27 protein-coding genes are annotated in these 20,985 nt (G+C 35.9%); 4 read left to right on the top strand and 23 right to left on the bottom strand.

The features are described from left to right. Positions 1-86: 86 nt before the first annotated feature. Both ACNQGX_RS14710 and ACNQGX_RS14715 read left to right on the top strand, forming a co-directional pair. Positions 87-347: a QcrA and Rieske domain-containing protein gene (locus ACNQGX_RS14710; RefSeq protein WP_417977481.1), complete on the top strand. Its 261-nt coding sequence runs from the start codon at positions 87-89 to the stop codon at positions 345-347. Then, on the top strand, positions 344-1,567 hold the full coding sequence (locus ACNQGX_RS14715) for a hypothetical protein (RefSeq protein ID WP_417977482.1): 1,224 nt from the start codon (positions 344-346) through the stop codon (positions 1,565-1,567). Before ACNQGX_RS14710 ends, ACNQGX_RS14715 begins: the two co-directional genes overlap by 4 nt. 101 nt (positions 1,568-1,668) lie before the next feature. On the opposite strand, the gene ACNQGX_RS14720 is transcribed toward ACNQGX_RS14715, so the two are convergent. The 23 genes from ACNQGX_RS14720 to ACNQGX_RS14830 all read right to left on the bottom strand — a co-directional run bounded on the left by ACNQGX_RS14720 (position 1,669) and on the right by ACNQGX_RS14830 (position 18,719). After that, complete coding sequence (locus ACNQGX_RS14720; RefSeq protein ID WP_417977484.1) at positions 1,669-2,223, bottom strand: hypothetical protein; 555 nt, start codon at positions 2,221-2,223, stop codon at positions 1,669-1,671. 84 nt (positions 2,224-2,307) lie between these two features. Continuing rightward, a complete protein-coding gene (locus tag ACNQGX_RS14725; RefSeq protein ID WP_417977486.1) occupies positions 2,308-2,880 on the bottom strand; it encodes a hypothetical protein in 573 nt (190 codons plus the stop codon). A gap of 74 nt (positions 2,881-2,954) precedes the next feature. Then, positions 2,955-3,527: a Crp/Fnr family transcriptional regulator gene (locus ACNQGX_RS14730; protein ID WP_417977488.1), complete on the bottom strand. Its 573-nt coding sequence runs from the start codon at positions 3,525-3,527 to the stop codon at positions 2,955-2,957. Between the two features lie 82 nt (positions 3,528-3,609). Further along, complete coding sequence (gene gcvH, locus ACNQGX_RS14735) at positions 3,610-3,990, bottom strand: glycine cleavage system protein GcvH (protein ID WP_417977490.1); 381 nt, start codon at positions 3,988-3,990, stop codon at positions 3,610-3,612. A 25-nt stretch (positions 3,991-4,015) separates the two neighbouring features. Then, positions 4,016-4,732: a metallophosphoesterase family protein gene (locus ACNQGX_RS14740; RefSeq protein ID WP_417977492.1), complete on the bottom strand. Its 717-nt coding sequence runs from the start codon at positions 4,730-4,732 to the stop codon at positions 4,016-4,018. A 3-nt stretch (positions 4,733-4,735) separates the two neighbouring features. Beyond that, positions 4,736-5,509: a metallophosphoesterase family protein gene (locus ACNQGX_RS14745; protein WP_302136930.1), complete on the bottom strand. Its 774-nt coding sequence runs from the start codon at positions 5,507-5,509 to the stop codon at positions 4,736-4,738. A gap of 74 nt (positions 5,510-5,583) precedes the next feature. After that, on the bottom strand, positions 5,584-6,654 hold the full coding sequence (arsB, locus tag ACNQGX_RS14750; RefSeq protein WP_302136917.1) for an ACR3 family arsenite efflux transporter: 1,071 nt from the start codon (positions 6,652-6,654) through the stop codon (positions 5,584-5,586). A gap of 14 nt (positions 6,655-6,668) precedes the next feature. After that, positions 6,669-7,142, bottom strand: coding sequence for a DUF6428 family protein (locus ACNQGX_RS14755; RefSeq protein WP_417977494.1), 474 nt, complete (start codon positions 7,140-7,142; stop codon positions 6,669-6,671). A gap of 20 nt (positions 7,143-7,162) precedes the next feature. Further along, complete coding sequence (locus ACNQGX_RS14760) at positions 7,163-7,495, bottom strand: ArsR/SmtB family transcription factor (RefSeq protein ID WP_417977496.1); 333 nt, start codon at positions 7,493-7,495, stop codon at positions 7,163-7,165. Positions 7,496-7,953: 458 nt separating this feature from the next. After that, a complete protein-coding gene (locus tag ACNQGX_RS14765; protein WP_417977497.1) occupies positions 7,954-8,754 on the bottom strand; it encodes a PRTRC system ThiF family protein in 801 nt (266 codons plus the stop codon). After that, a complete protein-coding gene (locus ACNQGX_RS14770) occupies positions 8,751-9,467 on the bottom strand; it encodes a PRTRC system protein B (protein ID WP_417977499.1) in 717 nt (238 codons plus the stop codon). The genes ACNQGX_RS14765 and ACNQGX_RS14770 overlap by 4 nt, the downstream gene beginning before the upstream one ends. After that, on the bottom strand, positions 9,464-10,270 hold the full coding sequence (locus ACNQGX_RS14775; RefSeq protein WP_417977501.1) for a hypothetical protein: 807 nt from the start codon (positions 10,268-10,270) through the stop codon (positions 9,464-9,466). Before ACNQGX_RS14775 ends, ACNQGX_RS14770 begins: the two co-directional genes overlap by 4 nt. A 158-nt stretch (positions 10,271-10,428) precedes the next feature. After that, positions 10,429-10,605 carry a hypothetical protein gene (locus tag ACNQGX_RS14780; protein WP_417977503.1) on the bottom strand — a complete coding sequence of 59 codons (177 nt, stop codon included), beginning with the start codon at positions 10,603-10,605 and terminating at the stop codon, positions 10,429-10,431. 3 nt (positions 10,606-10,608) lie between these two features. Next, positions 10,609-10,827, bottom strand: coding sequence for a PRTRC system protein C (locus ACNQGX_RS14785; RefSeq protein ID WP_417977505.1), 219 nt, complete (start codon positions 10,825-10,827; stop codon positions 10,609-10,611). Next, entirely contained in the window at positions 10,821-11,360 is a 540-nt protein-coding gene (locus tag ACNQGX_RS14790; RefSeq protein ID WP_417977507.1) for a prtrc system protein e, read from the bottom strand. Before ACNQGX_RS14790 ends, ACNQGX_RS14785 begins: the two co-directional genes overlap by 7 nt. 255 nt (positions 11,361-11,615) lie before the next feature. Next, complete coding sequence (locus tag ACNQGX_RS14795) at positions 11,616-12,677, bottom strand: DUF932 domain-containing protein (protein WP_417977508.1); 1,062 nt, start codon at positions 12,675-12,677, stop codon at positions 11,616-11,618. 37 nt (positions 12,678-12,714) lie between these two features. Continuing rightward, positions 12,715-13,110, bottom strand: a complete 396-nt coding sequence (locus tag ACNQGX_RS14800) for a single-stranded DNA-binding protein (RefSeq protein WP_417977510.1) — start codon at positions 13,108-13,110, stop codon at positions 12,715-12,717. 688 nt (positions 13,111-13,798) lie between these two features. Further along, positions 13,799-15,769, bottom strand: a complete 1,971-nt coding sequence (locus ACNQGX_RS14805) for a protein-disulfide reductase DsbD family protein (protein ID WP_417977512.1) — start codon at positions 15,767-15,769, stop codon at positions 13,799-13,801. Between the two features lie 219 nt (positions 15,770-15,988). Next, the gene (locus ACNQGX_RS14810) at positions 15,989-16,795 is read right to left on the bottom strand and encodes a hypothetical protein (protein WP_417977514.1); all 807 of its coding nucleotides are present in this window, start codon (positions 16,793-16,795) and stop codon (positions 15,989-15,991) included. Positions 16,796-16,797: 2 nt separating this feature from the next. Continuing rightward, positions 16,798-17,325: a heavy-metal-associated domain-containing protein gene (locus ACNQGX_RS14815; RefSeq protein ID WP_417977516.1), complete on the bottom strand. Its 528-nt coding sequence runs from the start codon at positions 17,323-17,325 to the stop codon at positions 16,798-16,800. A 1-nt stretch (position 17,326) separates the two neighbouring features. After that, positions 17,327-17,815, bottom strand: a complete 489-nt coding sequence (locus ACNQGX_RS14820; protein ID WP_417977518.1) for a TlpA family protein disulfide reductase — start codon at positions 17,813-17,815, stop codon at positions 17,327-17,329. 29 nt (positions 17,816-17,844) lie between these two features. Next, positions 17,845-18,207, bottom strand: a complete 363-nt coding sequence (locus ACNQGX_RS14825; protein ID WP_417977520.1) for a heavy-metal-associated domain-containing protein — start codon at positions 18,205-18,207, stop codon at positions 17,845-17,847. Positions 18,208-18,362: 155 nt separating this feature from the next. Continuing rightward, positions 18,363-18,719 carry a hypothetical protein gene (locus ACNQGX_RS14830; RefSeq protein WP_417977522.1) on the bottom strand — a complete coding sequence of 119 codons (357 nt, stop codon included), beginning with the start codon at positions 18,717-18,719 and terminating at the stop codon, positions 18,363-18,365. Positions 18,720-19,549: 830 nt separating this feature from the next. Here ACNQGX_RS14830 and ACNQGX_RS14835 point away from each other — a divergent pair. Continuing rightward, positions 19,550-19,918, top strand: coding sequence for a hypothetical protein (locus ACNQGX_RS14835; protein WP_417977524.1), 369 nt, complete (start codon positions 19,550-19,552; stop codon positions 19,916-19,918). 153 nt (positions 19,919-20,071) lie between these two features. Continuing rightward, positions 20,072-20,974 (top strand): DUF3347 domain-containing protein, encoded by a 903-nt coding sequence (locus ACNQGX_RS14840; protein ID WP_417977526.1) that lies wholly within the window; start codon positions 20,072-20,074, stop codon positions 20,972-20,974. Positions 20,975-20,985 lie beyond the last annotated feature (11 nt).

The following is a 20,985-nucleotide window of genomic DNA, read 5'->3' on the forward strand; positions in this document are numbered from 1 at the left end:
TTCCTTAATCACCAAAATTTTTGCATGTGCCATAATTACTGTTATAATATAGTCCAAATTTACCATAAAAAAACCAATTATCAAAATTGGTCTATATTATATTTTCGTTTGGTATAAAATATCCTATTTGTGTCTATCGATTTGATGCAAATAATTATAGCGCCTTATTAATGCAATGTACACATCAAGGAACCGAATTACAGGTTTTTGGGGACAAATTACAATGCTCGGCACATGGAAGTGAATTTAGCAGCAAAGGAAATGTAGAAAACGGTCCAGCAGACAGAAATTTACGAAATTTTCCAATTAAAATAGATAACAATACCCTTAAAATATCATTAAAATGAGATTAAAATTCCTCTATATAACATTTTTGTTTTCCTTAAATTTCTATGCACAAATAGACTCCAGTTTACTAAAAAGAACCCAAAAAGACAGTACAAAACAGGCGTTGAATATGGATGCAGTTTACAATCGTCCTTTTTTAAATATTGGAAAAACACCCATAGCCGTTGGAGGTTATCTGGAAGCCAATTGGCAACGCCTTTCCACCGATGGTGTTTCCGAAGGACATCAATTTCAAGCCAGACGATTAACCATATTTATGTCATCGGCAATCAGCAAACATGTGAAATTTTTAAGCGAAATCGAATTTGAAGATGGCGGAAAGGAAATCGCCATAGAATTTGCCTCTGTCGATGTTGAATTTCATCCCTTGGTTAATTTTAGAGGAGGAATAATCATGAACCCTATTGGGGCTTTCAATCAGAATCACGATGGTCCAAAATGGGAATTTACCGACAGACCCATTTCAGCAACACAAATGTTACCGAGCACTTTTAGCAATGCTGGGGCTGGGCTTTTTGGAAAAAAATACTCGAACAATTGGATGATTGGATATGAAGCTTATTTCTCAGGAAGTTTCGATAATTCGATAATTGAAAATACAGAGAACAAAACTTTTCTGCCAGCTGCCAAAAAAAATCCGGAACGTTTTGAAGAAATAAATAGTGGAATACCCTTATTTACTGGTAAAATTGCTATTCGAAACAGTAAAATTGGGGAGTTAGGACTATCCTATATGGGAGGGGTTTACAATAAGTATCAAGATGATGGGGTAATAATAGACGAAAAAAGACGTGTTGATGTTTTTGCAATAGACTTTAACACTACTTTGCCAAAAGTAAAAACATTTATAACGGGTGAATGGGCATGGATTAAAGTAGATGTTCCGAAAACATATGGACAACAATTTGGAAACAAACAGTTTGGTGGCTTTATGGATGTCGTTCAACCAATTCTTAAAAAAAACATTTTAGGATGGGAAAACGCAGTATTAAACATCGCTTGTCGAGTAGAGTATGTAGACTGGAACGCAGGGACTTTTAAAGAGACCGGTGGGAATATCAGAGAAGATATTTGGAGCATCATGCCCGCGATAAGTTTCCGTCCAACCTCACAGACTGTTTTTAGACTAAATTATCGCTTTCAGAAACAAACCGATATTTTAGGAAACCCTCCTGCAACTACTGCTGGGTTTAACATTGGGATTTCGACTTATTTTTAATTTTTTTTTGAAAATTGTTTTAAAATCTTGAGTTGTCCAAAAAAAGGTCGACGGGATTATTATTTTAAAAATAGTTAATCTTCAATTGTTTTAGTTTGATTTTATTTTGCAAATTTACTTTGTTTGGGGTCAGCTATTTCACCCAGAGCTAATAACCCGCCAGATCCAAGTGGATTACCATTTTGCCATGTGCCTGAAGCATCAATGACTGCCCGAGCTTCAAAAGATGTGTTTTTTTCACCTTGCTGTACATATAAAACAAAAGCCTGGTTATTTCTACCACTAGTTTTCATCTTGTCCATATTTTTTCTATTAATAGCGATTACTTTACTATTAGTTAGGATATATGGCTTTACTAAAAGGTGGTTTGCTAATGGTTTTAAGTAATGATCATAAAATTCTTTGCCTGTATGCGAACTATCTTTGTCAGGTGATTGCCAACTTGTTTGCAATAACAATTCTTCAGCGACTTTGTCGATATTATATTTCCAAGGAGAAAACACTTTTACATGCCCCCAACTTAAAATATTTGAACCTACCGTTTTACCCGTTTCAAACAAAATAAAAGGCTGATTCCTTTTTATAAGATGTGCTGCTGCAACTAATCCTACTGCTCCTGCGCAAATAATTGCGACCAGTAATTTATTTGTTTCCATTTTTACATTTTTTATACTACATCTTTAAAGACGGAAAAAATGGAAAATGATGCAGGTTTGCTTAAAATAAAGTATTTAATTTGATTAACAGCATTTTACCTTATTTCTCAAATTATTCCAAACAAATGTTGTTTCAGGAATGCATAACAAAATATGAAGAAGCGCCATTACGATAGCACCTGGTAAAAGATTTATAATTAATACAATAAATAGCTTATAATTTTGGAATTGATCAATATTGGGGATAATCAATATTTCACCATTTTGCATTGTCAGCTTAATTGACAAAAAAACTGCAATTGACGCAAAATGAAAACCATTGACAAGAAGATGAATAATATATTCCCAACGAGGGAGCCCTCCCATGAATTTTCTACTGTCTTTTTCTAAAAAAGCATCAACAGTTAAAATAATTATATCTAAAATAACGATAGTAAGCCCTATTAGAAAACCTACATTGCTATCTAGTTTTAAGAAAAAGAAGTACAAAATTACCGGAAAGAAAATTGCCCTTAATGTATGTGTAATATGCTCCGTTTTACTTTCAGCCCGATTGTGAAGCTGGTATTTAAAAATGTGCAAATAAAAGCCGTCATAAAGAGCCAAGACAGCAAAAAGGATAAGTAGGATAGAGGTAATGATAAGTGCAGTTTCCATTTTGTTTTTAAGTTGTTTATAAAAACAAAATTATAATGATGCCTTATCATTACTAAGGACAAATGTCCTCAAATTTATAGGGTAATCTCCTTTCGGATTCGGCTTAGTGTTCTGCGGGTAATCCCAAGATAGGATGCAATATCAGTTATAGTTGCTTTATGTAGAATACCGGGCTGTTCTTTAAGAAGTCGTAAATACTTTTCTTTTGCGGTTTCATTGCACAGTACACTGGCATATTGTTCCATTACAATGTATTGTTTTTCAGCAATTGCACGTCCAATGGTTTGCCAAACCAAACTCTCTTTATATAATTGTTGTAAATCATCATAATCAATTACTAAAAGTTCAGTGTCTTCCAGGGCTTGAATGATCAGTGTTGAGGGTTCCTGCAGAATGAAACTTTTATACGAAGTAGTTAGGCTATTTTCAATGCAGAAACAAGAGGTGATTTCTTCGGCATTCTCGTTCAGGTAAAAAGTCCTTAAAGTTCCCTTTTTAATAAAAGCAACCTGATGGCATACTTTACCTTGCTCAATAAAATAGCTGTTTTTTAGTACCATTTTATTCTTAAAATGTAGAATGGTGTTTTCAAACTCTTCATTTGTGATAGGTATAATCTGATTTAAAAACTTTTTGAAACTTTCCATTTGTATATAATAAGTGCAATATAAAGGGAGTGAATACAAAGAAAAGTATTTGTTTTCGCTCCCTAAAATTTAGTAGACTGCATTATGCAGATGTTCTGGCTTTATAGTCTTGGTTGTTCACTAGATTTTCTATTTCAGAAACATTGGTCAGCTGTATTTTAATCATCCAACCTTGTGAAAAAGGATCTGAATTTACCAAGGTAGGATTTTTTAATAAATTATTGTTTATCTCCAATATTTTACCGGATACCGGCATAAATAGATCACTTACTGTTTTGATTGCTTCAACGGAACCAAAAATTTCATCCTGGTCAAAACTTGCTCCAACATTTGGCAGATCAACATAGACTATTTCACCTAATTCTTTTTGGGCAAAATCTGTAATTCCAATTATACCAATCTCGCCATCGACCTTGATCCAGGTGTGTTCTATGTGGTATTTAAGATTTTCAGGAAAGTTCATACTTAATTATTTTGGTTAATATGCTTTACGTAACATAAGTGCATAGGAAGGGAGGCAAGGGGCTATTTTCAATGGCTTGCGCTGCTTTTTCAACGTCATATGCCACCCGAACAAACTCTACTGCGACAGTCAATTTATTGTTATGTTCCAATGTTATAATGGTGTAACAGCCACGCTTATCTCCATCTTTTGGCTTGCCAACAGATCCGGCATTTACCGCATGAAATTTTTGATCTGTATATCCATTGTCAATTATACGATAGTAGGGTTTGTGCGTATGTCCAAAAACCAGCATGTCTATCCCTTTATCCAGAAAAATAGCAGCCAATTCAGACTCTTCTTTCTCTTTGTGCAGGTATTCTTTGTTGCTGTAGGGACTGCCATGGGCCAACATTAAAGTAAATGGTTTTCCATCAAAAATAAATTCAAGTCTTATAAAAGCAGGCAATGTTGCGAGGTATTGAACTTGTGGTTTTCCTATAATGTTATAGGCAAAATTAGCATCGTCATTTAAAAATCTGCCGTCCTGATGTATCGCTACTGCTTTTTCATCATGGTTTCCGCATATCGTTGGTATTTTTTGCTTTCTAATCTCGTTAACAACAGCATTGGGCCAGATATTGTATCCTACTAGATCTCCCAAACAATAAATCGCATCTATCTCATTTTCTTCGATGCTTTTTAATGTTTGTTCCAATGCCGGAAGATTGGCATGAATATCTGATATTATAGCAAATCTCATAGATTAAACCCCTTTTCTTAAGCTTTCAGCATAAGCATTTGGCAATGGACTGTCTTCAACTGCTTTTGCCGCTTTTTCGACATCATAAGCAAATCGAATAAATTCAGTAGTGATGCTATTCTGATCTTTAATAGAGCTGTTCTCATTTATGGTTAGCAGTACGTAGCCGCCTCTTGGATCACCATCTTTAGGTTTTCCTACAGAACCAATATTGATAGCATGTCTGAAGTGATCTTGTCCTTCAGCACCATTGTTCATTATTCTGTGATAGGGTTTGTGTGTATGCCCGAAACACATGATATCGGCATCAGCCTGTTCCATAATACGCAGCATGCTTTTTTCATCACGGTCTTCAAAAAGATATTCATTGATCTTTCTTGGGCTTCCATGAACAAGCAACAAATTCAGTTTATCATTATTGAGTTGAAATTCTAATTTGATATGTGCCGGAAGTGTTCTAAGATATTGTCTTTCTTCTTCGTTTACTAAAGAGTTGGTAAACGATATTGAAACGGCTCCATTAGCTTTCTCGTCATCAGTTTTATAAGCGCATCCACAATCATCGCTTGTTCTCCCTATACCAAAATCGTAGTTTCCTGCAATGGTAGGGATTCCTCTTTTTCTTATCTCATTGATAACTTCGTTTGGCCAGATATTGTATCCAACCAAATCTCCTAAACAATAAACCGCATCTGGTTTTGTTGTTTCGATATCCTTAAAAAAAGCTTTCAGAGCAGGAAGGTTTGCGTGGATATCGCTAAATAAAGCTATTCTCATAATTTATTATATTTAATCGTGGTTTAAAAATGCTATAATTTCTTTGCTTGTTTGTTTTGCCGTCCCAGAGAGAATTATGCTGCTACAGCATAATATTTTTTCCTGAACCAAAAGGCCAGATTAACCAGGGCTATCAGTGCTGGAACTTCCACTAAGGGGCCAATTACCCCGGCAAAAGCCTGCCCACTGTTAATACCAAAAACGCCAATGGCTACTGCGATAGCCAACTCAAAATTATTGCCGGTTGCTGTGAAGGCAATGGAGGCACTTTTTGAATAATCGGCACCGAAATATTTTCCTGTAAAAAAGCTCACTACAAACATCAGGGTAAAATAGATGACCAATGGAATCGCGATTCGAATCACATCCATAGGGATTTGAACAATCAATTCTCCTTTTAAGCTGAACATAATTACTATTGTAAATAGAAGTGCTATCAGGGTTATAGGTGATATGACTGGAACGTATTTGGTCTGGAACCATTCTTCACCTTTAAGTTTGATTAATGCATAACGGCTGATTATCCCAAGAGCGAACGGTATTCCTAAATATATACCAACACTTTCGGCAATTTGTCCTATACTGATATTGACATCAAAACCATTGTAACCGAAATAGGGTGGCAAAACCGTTATAAAGATGTAAGCATACACACTGTAAAGGAATACCTGAAATACACTGTTTAGAGCAATTAGACCAGCAGCATATTCCCTGTTTCCATCCGCTAAATCATTCCAAACGACAACCATGGCTATACATCTTGCCAATCCGATAAGGATTACACCAATCATATACTCCGGATATCCTTTAAGGAAGAGCAGTGCTAAAGCAAACATAAGTATCGGGCCTACAATCCAGTTTAAAAACAAGGAGGCACCAAGGATTTTTGTGTTTTTAAATACTTCTCCCATTTTGCTGTAATTTACTTTGGCCAAGGGAGGGTACATCATCAGGATCAGGCCAATTGCAAGCGGGATATTTGTTGTGCCGCTAGAAAATGAATTGATGAATCCACTGCTTGAGGGGATAAAATAACCTATTGCAATACCGACGGCCATCGCTAGGAAAATCCATAGGGTGAGGAACCTGTCCAGGAATCCTAGTTTTTTTCTTTCTGCCACAGGGGCACAGTTATTAGCTGACATATACTTTGGTTGTATTAACAACAGCCTGCTCCAGGAGTACAGCTATTAGTATTATTAGTTGTGATTTCTGTTAAGTTAACTTTTTGTTTTTCAGATGGGATCCCACATTGTTCCTTTGCCAAACATGCAGTTTGTTTATTGATAAGCTGGAAATTTTGACCGTTAAAACCCAGATCATATTTACCAATTGTGGTGTCTTGGTATTCTACCTCGATTTCATAATCTTCGATGCCCAATACTTTTTCAGACAGCGCAATTATGCTAAGTAATTTTCCCGGTTTCAAACGGTGATCATAATCATTGGCATCCCACAGCTGGAAATTCACAACAGTTTCTTTTCGTACTGTTCCGCCACAATCTATAAAGTTTTTAGTAATTAAACCAACTTCGGTAACATGGAAGTATTCCGGAACAAATGATCCGTCAGGAAGCATAAAATTTACTGCTTCCAAAGTTTCTAAATGTTTTTTAATTTCTGATAGTTTCATAATTTTTATGTTTTAATAATTTAACAACAATCTGTTTTCTTTTTTTGAAGATAATCGGCTACATGCTGAAAGAAGTCTTTTATTTTTTCAAATCCCGGTTCACTAATGCAATAGCAAATGGAGTTGCCTTCAATGTTACCTTTAATTAGCTCTGCATTTTTAAGTTCTTTAAGGTGTTGTGAAACCGTAGGCTGCGCCAATGGCAATTCGTTTACAATGTCCCCGCAGATACAGGTATCTACTGTCATCAAATATTCCAGGATGGCAATACGTGCCGGATGCCCTAAAGCCTTAGCTAAAATTGCCAGCTCGTTTTGCTGTTCTGTAAAATGATCTGTCTTAGTTGCTCCCATTGTTATATATTTATATTGCAATATTACGATATATTTTTAATAGTAGAGTTATTTTTCTAATAAATTTATATTTTTGAAGTGATAATAAATGCCTTCTAATACATCAACCCTTTTTAATTAAAACAATATTTTGATGCTACTATGGTCTTATTAATTATGTCTGTGTACATCAATTTGGCTCCACGAAGAACTCTATTTATATCAATTTTTCAACCCCTTGATACAAAATCCGAACCTTTTGTTAGAAGTTTAAAATGGATAATCTTTCCCTGTGGTGGATTAGCGATTTGTTCATGGTAAGTAATGATATTCGTGAAATTTGAATCTACTAAAATATGGAATATTGCAATGCGGTCGCAACTTTTTTGGATCTGAAAAAGGTAAAAGTGTCTGACGGAAAAAGCGCCAATTTTCAATTGAAAATTGGCGCTTTTTTTTGATTTTGATAGCTGTAATCCTTAGCATATTATGGGCTGTGAGGAGAACGTTTTGAGATTAAGGAAAAAGCCCCTATGCTCGGTCATTCCTTCCCTAAAGAGCCTCCATAACAAAGATGCCCCCATATTGGCGAGGGCGGAATTGATAAACAAATCCTGTTTTTCTAATGCCTCAGAAAGGGAACAGCTTGGCTCAGTGTTGTCATTCTGAGCAAGTAACTGCTCCCTAAATCCTTCCGTAATCAGAGGAAGTGTGGAAACAGTCCTGTATAGTTTGGAGGCAGGCTGTTTGATTTCGTCTAAGGTGGAGAGTAGTGCCTGTCCTGTATGTTGGGCATTTCCAATGTCGAGCCAATACAGGGATTTGTTGCGTTCCCAGTTGTTGTAAGCTGTGCAGTCCTGTAAGACATTTGCGATGTCAAAACGTGCCGATATGGTATCGACACAACTGATGTAAATATTTGCCTTGCCATGATTGGGCAGGGATTTCAGATTGACTGTAGAAAACTGTTCTGTAATGGCTTTCCAATTCGTACCGAAAAAGCGATTGGTTCGGTTAATCAGCGCTACGGACTTGTATAAGCCAACCTCGGCATCTGCAAAAAGCTGTCGCCCCTGATTGGCTGTAGTTATTATATCATTGTCGTAGAGATTTACCTGTAGTCCTGTATGTCCTAATGCTATCAGACTGTGGTTCATCCGTGCGAGTTCTGTGAGCATTCGGCTTCCTGTACCTCCTGCACCGATGAGGTTTACGGTTATGGGATTGGTTGGGTTTATCAGGTAATTGTCGGTGTAATGCATGGCTTTTAGGGTGTTCATGATAACAGTTTTTTAATTGTCAGACCATTTTTTATCAGGGATTTTATCGGGAACTGTTTTTTGCTTCCCACAAGACTTTGCCAAAGTTGAATGATATTTCCTTTCACAGGACTTTTGTCCCCGATGAGATGGCTAAAATAGCTGTTGAAGAAATACTGTTCCCACTGGGCAATAAATTCTTCCAATTGGCAGTTGGATTTGATATTGACTGATACCGTGCCCATACACGTCCTGCCATCCTGATAGAGATTAAAAAAGGGGGCATGGGAGAGGGCAGTTTTTTCGTTGATGTTGGTATCGGAATTCATTGCAAAAATCCATAACGTATTTTTGGAAGCTTTCCAAAGCAGGGGCGGTAGGGATACTTTGCCGTTTGGAATGCCCAAACCCTCCACGAAAAACAAATCAACCTTTTGGGCAGGGGTATACCATATCGCATAGCCATTTTGGTCGGGATTCAGATAAAGTATATTTTTTGGAAGCAAACCTGAGGGCTTTAAAAAATTGCGTTTGAGTTCCTCAGCCGTATCAAGGGCATTAGTCATTTTAGTACTTTCAGCAAGACTTAAAGGATGTGCATTGATAGGGTAGCCGTTTTTGTCCATATCGTAGGCTTCTACATAAATGTTTTTATCAGATGTATCCTGCTGATAGATTACAAAGGCTTTTAGAGGATGGTATAGTGTGCCGAAAGTGGCGGTGATGTCTTTCATGGGATTTGATTTAAAAGGGTGCATAGGTCATTAAGTAAAGGAAAGAGCCTGTATTCAAAATCCAGTCCCTCAGTTGATGGATTGTCCTGTGTGTCATAAATCTGCATCAGCATGGGCTGTTCCATTTCGGAGCATTCGTTGAACCCGTCATTAACCATTCGGGCAATATTTTCATAAAGGATTCCCTCGTTCTCGGCTATAAATGAAATGTACTGCTGTGCTCTGATGATACCATCGTCCTCTTCCAGTTCGGCATTGGAGGTGTTGCGGAAGATGTTGTAGTCGGGATAATCATCCAATAAAGCATACGCTTTTTTGGCTACGCTCAGGCATTCCCTGCCAAAAGAACTCTTTTGTTTGTGGCTGTCAATGCGCTGTCCAAAATGGTTCAAGTGGCGGGGATTGTACATTTTACGGAATAGTACATCCCCATAATAGGATGCTTTATTGAGTTCTGAATTAGTGCTGTTTTTTTCGTCTGTTTCCTCTTCTTCCCAACCTTCCATTAGCCAGTCTTCCATACATTCATAGTAGTAGGCAAGTGCACTGTAGCTGTCCCTGTAATAGGGAATCCCTGCTATATGATACAGATAAGCAAAGACAGACAACAATAATTCTGCGTTTTGCTTTTGTTTGCTGTCCTGCAACAGCCTGTATAGGGGTAGGACAGGAATATAATACAAGGTCATGCCCGTATTGTAGGAATGTCGGGTTGACAGTCGTACCGTTTTTTCATCAGCAAGGATTGACAATTCAATATCCTGTCCTGATTTGACGACTTCCTTTTGGGCATAGTGGTGCATCAACAGGATATTGTATGGATAAGGTTTGTCTGCTACTTTCCTAGTTTTAAATCCGTATAGTTCTGTGAGGATGGCAAGTGATTCAAAAAATCCCTTTTCTGTGCTTGCCTTGTCGGGCAGTTGCCTGCCACTTTCAAACAGGGGCAGGAATTGCTGTCTTAAAAAACCATCGGTACTAGTTCGAGTGGAACTGACTTTGGTTGATTTGTTTTTACTTCCTGCGCATCGGGCAGACGGTTTAGGTCGCTTGCGAATTTGCCTAATTGCTGATAAAGTTTCCATTGCTTTTTGTTTTTGGGCAGACTGATACTGCCTGTTATGGTTTTCGTTTTCATGGTTTATCCTTTAGTCCCGATTTGGGCTACAAATTTGTATTGGATGGCATCGTCATTAATGACAGGACCCTCAATGGTAGTTGTGGTCAGTATTGGATAGGTCTGCGCATAAAAATTCAGTACTGCTTCGGGGCTGAATGTCGGGGAGGGGTCAGCGAGTTTGATTTCCTGCTCTTTGTCCTTAAAGGAAAAAAACCTTTGCAAATGTGTGGCTGTTAACATGGCTCTTGGGGTTTGGGTTCATTGAAAAGGTCAGGGGCAAACTGTTTAGAGAGTTCCATCCTGCGACAGCGGATGGTTTCTGCATGTTCGAGGTAGAGTTCTGCCTGCGGGACTTTTATCCATGCCTCACGGTATTTGCCATCGGCTTCGAGTTCGTCCACTTTTTTCATGGCTTGTTCATACTGTTTCTGCTTATCGGTTTTTTCTTTGTCGGCTTTAGAGACGTTATCCTTTTCCATTTGGGAATTGATTTTTGCCTGTTCTTTTTGCTTAAGGAACTGCTCCATATTGAAAAAGAGTTGGGCGGTTTCCCTCACAGGCTGTTCAATTGCCTGAAAAAATCCCTCGTCCAGTTCCTGCGCCGTGCCTTTGAGCAAAATGGGCGGTACTTTTTTACGGGCATCATCGCCAATATTGTCATTGAAAAACAATACAGACACAATAAGTTTGTCTGCGTTTTCCTTGGCTATGTTTATTTTCCAGTTCCCTGCTACCTGCAAGGTTACAATGGATTGAAAGAAATTTGTTTCCATTATTTTAAAGTTTAGGATGATTATCATCATTAAGTTTTTGTAACTTCTCGTATAGGTCTTGCCAATAGGCTTGTTGTTCGTTATCAAACTTTTCAAAGTTTTTGTCATTGTGGGCGTATTGTCTGAAACTGTCCGCCTATTTCAAGGCTTCTTTTAGGTCGGTAACGGTAATTTCTTTACCGTCTTTATCTTTCAACTGTATCATGATATACGATTTTAAAAGAGACAGGCAGGATTAGTACCTGTCCCGATTGATTAATTAAGGATTAGTGAATCTGAACCCTTGTTCGCAAAATCAAAACAGAGATTAAATGCAGACTGCGCACGTAATTGTCCAGTGCCACCCATCAAAATAGAGGCCAGTTTGGCTTCATCGTCCTTGTACGAACGGACATTTTGAAAATACCCTGTGACGGCATTGTAAGCACCGAATACCGTTCCTTTCGTAGTATCCATGAGTTGTATCGGGTCACTCATGGCGTATTCAAAGGCGTTATCTACCATGTTGGTAAAGCAGGTGGAGAGTTCGTCTTCCTTGCCGTCCTGTATGGTTTTCAATACCTCTTTATTAGGAACCAATGCGGACTGTATCAGTTTTTTAAGTTCCCTGTCCGTGATATGCACTTTTGTCCAATCGTTGAAAATGGCTTCCATTTGTACGGATAACATATCGGATATGCCCATGACCTTGTGTGCCTGTTCCAAACGTTGTTTGGCATTGGAGGTATGGCGAATGCGGACGGTATTCGTTTTATTTTGAAGTGCCGCATTTAGCGTATTGGCACAAACGATACGGATGGGAGTAAAGGCGGCAGTTATGCTTCCGCTTCCGTCATGGGAAGTGGTCAAGAAAAGGTACTTCTCTATAAGATCGTCATTTCCGACCCGTATATAATCTGGTAGTTTAGCCGTTATAAATATGCGCTCTCCTTTACCCAATGCCCCAGCGGTTTCGTATAGAATGCCGTCACCGTCCACAATGCTGTCGAAAAAAGAAAAGGCATCCCTGTTCTGTACGATTTGGTAGTCTTTACCTACCACACCCAATATGGCATCGTTGTCCGTACGTATGGTACTGAAGTAATTCGGGACTTCAATTTCATTGTAGATGGTTTCTCCTTCAAAATTGGTTTCCCCTGAGCAAGGCGTAAACAGTTTGCGTTTTTCTACCTCGTAGTCTAACCCTGCGTACTTGATTGCTTCTGCGCTTGTCGGGTAATCCTGTATGATTTGTCCTAAATTGTGCCATGCTTTTTCCTTTACGCTAAAAAAGCTGTGTTTCCCTGTCTGTTCGTTGTAATTTATATTATGTGCCATGATATTAAAATTTTAGGTGATTACTAAATGGTGTGGATTAAAAAGGCAAGTCATCTGCCGTTTCTGATTTCGCTCCCTGTACTGCTGAATAAATTGTGCCGTTTTCTGCCTGTTCCGTCTTTTTGGCAAAGACTAAAATTTTAAGGCTGTTGGTGTGAAACGTAAGGCTACCTATTGCTTTGTCCTCGTTGTTACTGTACACATTTAAGCCGATACGCCCGAACAATTGCACTAGCGTTCCTTTCTTAAGCCACTCGGCAGTTTTTGCACTGAGCCAGTAGGAACAATTGACATAGGTTACTACTTCCTTTACCTCATTGCTTCCTTTGGGTTTGTAGTTGTCATTGATAGCGATGCTAAAATTCACTACTTCTCTGTCAGCGTTAATTTTATTAACTACTGCGTTTGTTGTTACCCTTCCTGTGATTTCCATAACTTGATTTTTTTATAATTACTATTATTTACATTGCTTCCTCTGTAACCGTCAACCTCAAAAAATGTTTTCAAAAGAAAAAACGGAAAAAAAGAAAGCAAGAAATAAGTGGCTTAAGGATGTGGAGAGCTATAAGTCCCGAAGGGTGGCAAGTGAAACGCAGCCATTATGCGCTTGCAGCATCCTTAAGACACTATCTTAGCTGCCTTTTAGTCCGTTTCGAATGAAAACTTCGTTTAAAACTTCTAAAAAAAATCTACCATAGATACTTTTTGGCTAAACATACCAAACCTCAGTAATTGTAATCGATCTTAATAGCGGGTGCGAAACTAATAGCACAATTCAATAATTTTTGGACAAAAAAAATCTGATGCTTTCAGTATCAGATGAACGAGTAATTTGCTAGGAATAATAACAGTAGTATATAAGGGAAGCGATAAAAACGTATCAGGGATTGAAACGGAAATCCTTTTTTGGGAAAAGATTACAAAGGAGATCCTTAAGTGAAAGTGGATACCTTCATTTTTAGAAAAGTCGTGCTTCTTAGATTGGTCTTCAAATTAAAGTGTGGTATTTATTATTCAAAACTGATAGTATTTTGTGCTTATTTGTGAATGTCTAGTCCTGAAAAACTGATACTGGTTAATAAAAAAAAGCTGTCCAAAAATTACTCTTCGGACAGCTTTATTTATTTTTTAAATTGTTCAATACCTAATTTCAGCCATTGCTCATATTCTGCAATGTCTGGCGTATATCCAGCGGGTTTATTTAAACTTTTTTCATTAGTATCTAATATGATATAATAGGGTTGAGCATTTGCTTTATAACGTGTAATTTGAAAATCACTCCATTTGTTTCCTATTGATTTTATCTTTTTGCCAGTTTCTTTAGAGACATATTGTTCTTCGATAGGCAATTCTCTTTTGTCATCAACATATAGTGAAATAAGAACTACTTCATTATTTAAAATAGATAAAATGCGAGGATCCGACCAAACATAATCTTCCATTTTTCGGCAATTTACACAAGCAAATCCTGTAAAATCTAAGAGAATAGGTTTGTTTACACTTTTGGCGTAAGCCAATCCTTTTTCATAATCGGTAAAAGCCATAATATCATGTGGTCCTTTATGTGCTCCGTCTGGTAATGCTATTGCTGATGTAGATTCTCTGTTGGAGCCGCCTACACCGTATGGAGATTCGCTATAGGTCATAGGTGGAGGAAAGCCACTTATTAATTTTAATGGAGCACCCCATAAACCCGGAATAAGATATATTGTAAATACCAATACCACTAGTCCAACAGATAATCTTCCTACTGAAATTGAAGACGAAGGAGAATCATGTGGCAAGGTTATTTTTCCGAATAAGTAGAATGCCAAAGTACCGAATATCGCTATCCAAATGGCTAAGAATATTTCTCTTTCAAACCAATGTAATTGCAATACCAAATCGGCATTAGACAAGAATTTAAAAGCCAAAGCCAATTCTATAAAACCTAAAAATACTTTTACTGTATTTAACCATCCGCCAGATTTTGGTAATGTATTTAACCAACCCGGGAACATGGCAAACAGCATAAAAGGTAATGCTAAAGCAAAAGAAAAACCTAACATTCCCACAATTGGTGCAATTCCACCTTTGGAAGCAGCTTCGACTAATAGTGTGCCTATAATTGGTCCGGTACAAGAAAAGGAAACTATTGCTAGAGCCAATGCCATGAATACGATTCCTAATATGCCACCTTTATCCGCTTGACGGTCTACTTTATTGGCCCAGGAATTAGGCAACATGATTTCGAAAGCACCTAAAAACGATAGAGCAAATACAACCAATAATACAAAGAAAATAACATTAAACCAGACATTGGTTGACAATGCATTTAACGCATCTGCTCCAAAAATAAGGGTAATTACAGTTCCTAGAAATACATAAATCAAGACGATTGAAATACCATAGATAATGGCATTTTTAATTCCTTTGGCTTTGTTTTTGCTTTGTTTTGTAAAGAAACTTACTGTCATTGGGATCATCGGAAACACGCAAGGAGTAAGCAATGCCGCAAAACCAGATAAGAAAGCAATAAAGAAAATCATATATAAACTAGAATCAGATTCATTAGATTCTGGTTGTTTTTCTACCGCAGTATTTGCATCAGCTTTGGTAGTTTTTTCGTTTGCAATATCGGAAGCCTGGATTTCTTTTGCTTCAAGCGTTTTAAGATCAAACTCAAAGTATTTTGTTTCGCTAATGCAGTTTTCCTTGCAAACTTGGTAAGAAAGCTCCACTTGTATAATTTCCTTTTCTGGATTAATCTGTTTGATTAATTGGGTAAAAGTAACTTTATCGGAAAAGAAGATTTCATCGACACCAAAGATTTCATTAAACTCTCGTTTGGTTTCACTTTCGGTTGCTTTTCCAATAAATTCATAATTGTTTTTACTATCATGAAAAATGAATTCGGCAGGAAGAGGACCATCTTCAGGTGTAAATTGAGAATATACGTGCCAACCTGCTTCGATATTACCATTAAAAGTAAGGATGTACTCAGAGTTGGATTTTTTCTCAATTGCTGCTTCCCATTTCACAGGATTTATAATTTGTGCCTGGGCTTTGACAAAAACAAAGCCCAAGAGTAGTAAATAAAAGATTTTCTTCATTATTATAAGTTTAATCAGAACAACTAGTTCTAGTGGTAATTTAATTTTTTTGAAATGTTTATGAACCTTTTTCCTATAATTCATAGTAGATGCCTTGATGGCAAGAAAAATGCCATCGAAAACATTTATTTTTTTAGCCCCATATATATTCTGAAAGAGTCAAAATCTTTGAATAATTTCAGAACTAAAAGCTTAAATTAAGATTTTAGGAAAAGTAATTTATTTGGTAACATTGAAAAAAGTATATTCAAGTTTTAAGAAGAAACCATCAGATGTTGCGCGCTGCATCGAGCTGTACAATTCTTTTTTGTAAGCAAGATCAATCCTCGCCTGACTGTTAAAGATAAACTGGATTGAAGGAACAACATCAAGGTATGATTTTCCGCTTTCTGTTATCGTTTGTCCAGTAAATTCCAGCATCGTATTAATATTGGTTTGTTTAAAACTAGTATATTTTTTAGGATACATCAGTTTCCCTACCGAGAACGTATAATTCACGGCACTGTTCCCCAGAAGTTCCGGGAAATTATAATCGCTGTTATTAAGTGCTCGCGCATAACTTACAGAAGAACTTATTGCAACTTTTTTGATTAATTGTGTAGCTACTAAACCTGCCTCGTAACCAGAGTTTCCTCCCATTAAGTCTATCGCTTCTTGATTAATAAAAGAGTTGTTATAACTGTATCGTCCAAAGGCAGCCATCCTAAAATGACTTTGTAAATTGTCTACAGAAAAGAAACGGTATTTTGCATAAATACCACCACCTTTAAGTCCCAATCCATTTTCTTGGTTACTAAGAAAAGCTGAGGTACGAACCATTAGGTTTTTATTTATTCCCCAGGTAACTTCGGGAGTTAAATTATACATAGAGCCACTTTCCAGTTGATTTTTCATAAGAGATTGACCAACCCGAACCCCAATAGAACCCGCCGGAACATTACTGGCGGGTTCGGTTACTACAAATAATTCTTGAGCATCTATTTCGAATGAAATAAACAATAAGAAAACAATTGATAGATATTTCATTTTTATAGTGCTTTCAAATAATAATCATTTTCATTTTCTGTTGCATAACCAGGATATTTTGAATATGATTTAACTAGTTTTTTATACTCTTTTTGGGTTACAAAACCTTTATCCAGAACTCTGTATTTTGTTTCTTCATGAGCTACTGGATTTTTAATATCGATAAAAGTATACGTAACATCGTCGACTTTTACCGTTGTATTATCCTCAATTTTTGGAGTATGGAACTTTGCAGTCAAAACCATAGAACCTACGAAGAAACCAGCTTTTTCAACAGCGTTTTTCAATACTTTAGGTTGTAATGAATTATCTTTTTTAAAGTAAACGGTAAACGTATTTGTGTTTAAATCAGTACCAATACTATCTACTTCGGTAAAAGATTTTAATTGTTTATTTATCGCATTAGAGCACATAGAACAAGTTAATCCCGTTGCCATTATTTCGGCTTTAGTGATTTGAGAATATGATTTTACACCAGTTAATAATACTAAAAGTGTAGCGGCTACGAATTTTATATGTAATGTTTTCATTTTATTTTTTGTTTTTTTTGATTTGAGCAATTATTTGTGCTTCGGTTGGATTGATGGCAATCAGTTTTCCTGATGCATCAAAAAGATAGGTCGATGGCAAAGAATCAACTCCAAAGGTTACAGCTGTTTTGGCATCAAAACCTTTCGGGTCGATTAATTGCTGGTGTTTCATTTTGTCTTTTTCAATGGCTTTTAACCATTTTGTCTTATCTATATCAATTGAAATTCCAACAATTTCAAAATTCTGACCTTTGTATTGGTCATACATTTTCACCAATTTTTTATTGGCCATTCGGCAAGGTGCACACCATGATGCCCAAAAATCTACCAAAACTGTTTTTCCTTTAAAAGTATTTAGTTTAACTGTAGCGTTCTTATTGTTTTGAAGCTGAACATCTGGAAAAGAATCTCCTATTTTTATTTGTGCACTTGCTATAGAAACAGTTGCTATCAGGGAGAATAATGTGATTATATTTTTTATTTTGAACATGAAATTTAATTTAAATGATTTGATTATGATTACTCCGCTTTTTTAGGACTTGCTTCTCTATCATATTGGCAACATCCGTGCAATTCATCGTAAACAGCATTTTGGGCATTAAATTTTTCATTGTCATATCCAGCATCTGCAACACGTTTTAGTATCGCATCCAGATTGGTTTTCTTTGTATCGTAGGTAACTGTAGCGGTTTTGGTGTTCGTGTCCCAATTTACTTTGGCAACTTTATCAATGTTTGCAGCCGTTTCAATAGTTTTTTTGCACATACCACAATTACCATTGATTTTTACGGTTTCAGTTGTTTTGTTTTTTATTTGCGCGCTGGCGAAAGTGACTGATAGCAATAGAGTCATTGCCATCAATAATTTTTTTATTGAGTTCATTGTTTTTATAATTTTGAATGAATTAATCCTAAAGCATGACAGAAGCCATAGCATTTACAGCTATGAATAGTGTTGGTTGGATTAATATTTAATGATTTTTTAAGCCATAAAACAGGCTTTGGATTAGACAGATTTGTAGCTGTCAAAAAAGGAATCTAGCTTATTTTAGGCGGAAGCCAGATAGAACGGAAACCTGAAGAGATAAAAATTTCTGAATAAAAGTAATTTTGTTTTCTTTCTGAAAAACTAAAAAGAGAATTATTTTCTGTTTGAAAAGTAAGAATAGAGCTATAGCTACAGTAAGCAGTTGGGCATCCACAAGAATTACCTAAACAGCTATTATCGCAACTGTGTTCTTTCTTTTTAGAATCTTTCTCTTTACAACATGTTTTTGCTGCAGACTCTTTTTTACAACATGCCATCTCTGCTTTTATACCATGCGCAAAAGCCAGCGTTGGCCCTATAAGGAAGCCAAGCGTAACAATTAATAGTATGTAGAATTTTTTTGCCATGTTGGCAGCAAAGATATTATTTAATTCGCCGTCTCGATTGTTAATTTTTTTATAAATATTCTATTATAATTGATTCTTCAATTATGCTTAGTGATATCTCGCGAGATAAAAATATTTAATTATCTGATAATCAGTATTTTTGTTTTCAGGGCTAAAAGACTGTTTTTAATTTACTGAACCCTTGTAACATGTAGATTAGTAATTTTTACAAATTAAAAAAAATATATAATTGTTGATTATGAAACTAGTTAATTGATAACGCACCCCAACTGAAGAACTAAGAATTCATCGCTTTCATTTAACCAACGGAAAGAATTGATAAAATTATCGATGGATTTGAATGGCCATATATCTTCCATGAGATAACATTAAAAGCTAGTGAATTCAAATTTCTAACTTTAGATTATGATGAGAAAACTCAAAATTTCGATATAATAGTTTTCCTGAAAAACTACAATTTGTATCAACTGGCTCAAATACCAGATAACAATGAGGAATTAATACATTTATATGATTTAAAATTTTACATAGATGAGATTAAGTAGAAAGACTATAATACTGTCGCATTTTGTTTTTCAAAAATAAACATTAACTACTTGTAATAAAGCTGATTACATAATATTGTTATATAATAATAAATTGTTCCGATTACTTAATACTCATAACAAAGATTAAAGTAGTTTAGTCTTTATCTATTTGCTTCCCTAATAATACTTTTAATGAGAATATGAATCAAAACAAAATAGTAGTGATGAAATTTTTTTAACAAGTCTTTAGCGAGAATTAAGATTATTTCTCTAACTTTGTTCAATATTAGATTTTCGATACAAATGAAAAAGTTTCACATTTTATTAATCGTTGTACTTGGCTTCTTCTTGATGCCAATGGTAACTTTTGCGTGTGGAAACAATTCAGAAAAACAATCTTGCAAAAAAGAAATCTCTTCTAAAACAGATAAAAAAGATTGTTGCGAAGGTGATAATCATTCAAAAACTAAAAACCACGAAGGTTGCGGAGGAAAATGCAGCCATTCCAAATGTGGTTGTGCTTCTTCTTGCAACACATCTGTTTCTATTAATGAATTGAATTTTAATAGAAATATTTTTAATTTCTTTTCAGAAAAACAAAATTTTTACAATTACGAAACCTCCATTTCTTCTGGTTTCAATTCTTTATGGCTTATACCAAAAATAGGATAAATTTTAAATTTGATAGCCATAATTGTGTCAAATCAAAAGCAATTATTGCTTTAAATCATTTACTTTCTCAGTTAATTTCATTTTCAAAAGGATGGCTTTGTTGTGCGGTCATTTTGTTTTTGTTTAACTAATTCAATTTAAAATTATTTTACAATGAAATCACTAAAAAAAATAGTGATGGCAATAACTCTATTGCTATCAGTCGTAGTCGCTAACGCGCAAATTAAAAACGCTAAAACCGAAACCGTAAAAATATTCGGTAACTGTGGAATGTGTGAAGCTACGATAGAAAAAGCAGGAAATCTCAAAAAAGTTGCCAAAGTAGATTGGAATGCAACTACTGGAATGGCTACTATCACTTATGATACCAAACAAACCAACCAAGATGAAATTCTAAAACGTATTGCTTTAGCTGGATATGATAGTGAAAAATTTCTTGCTCCAGATGATGTATATAACAATCTTCATGGCTGTTGTCAATATGATAGAGAGGCAAAAGTTGCAGTAAAAACCGAAATTAAATCAGACCCGAGCGATAGCGAAAAGGCGAAGCAAATGGCAACTATGGAAAATCATAGCGCTCACGCCAATCAATCAGAAACTCAAAAAATAGAACAAGTAACTCAAAATCAATTAAAACCAGTATTTGATAATTACTTTTTATTGAAAGATGCTTTAGTAAAAACGGATGGCAAAACAGCTTCGATGCAATCTAAAAAATTGCTTTCTGCAATCAATGAAATAAAAATGGAAACATTGAAAATGGAAGAGCATATGGTTTGGATGAAAGTAATGAATCAACTGAAAGAAGATGCCAAACATATTTCCGAAACACAAGATGTAAAACACCAAAGAGACTATTTTATGACTTTATCAAAAAATATGTATGAACTTCTGAAAGTTTCAAAAGCGGAAACGCCAATTTATTATCAGTTTTGCCCAATGGCAAATGGTGGTAAAGGTGCCAATTGGTTGAGCAAAGAAAGTACCATTAAAAACCCATATTATGGTTCACAAATGTTGAGTTGTGGTAAAACAGTAGAGACAATTAAATAATTATAAAAAAA

This window comes from Flavobacterium glycogeni (assembly GCF_048286775.1).
GTDB lineage: Bacteria > Bacteroidota > Bacteroidia > Flavobacteriales > Flavobacteriaceae > Flavobacterium.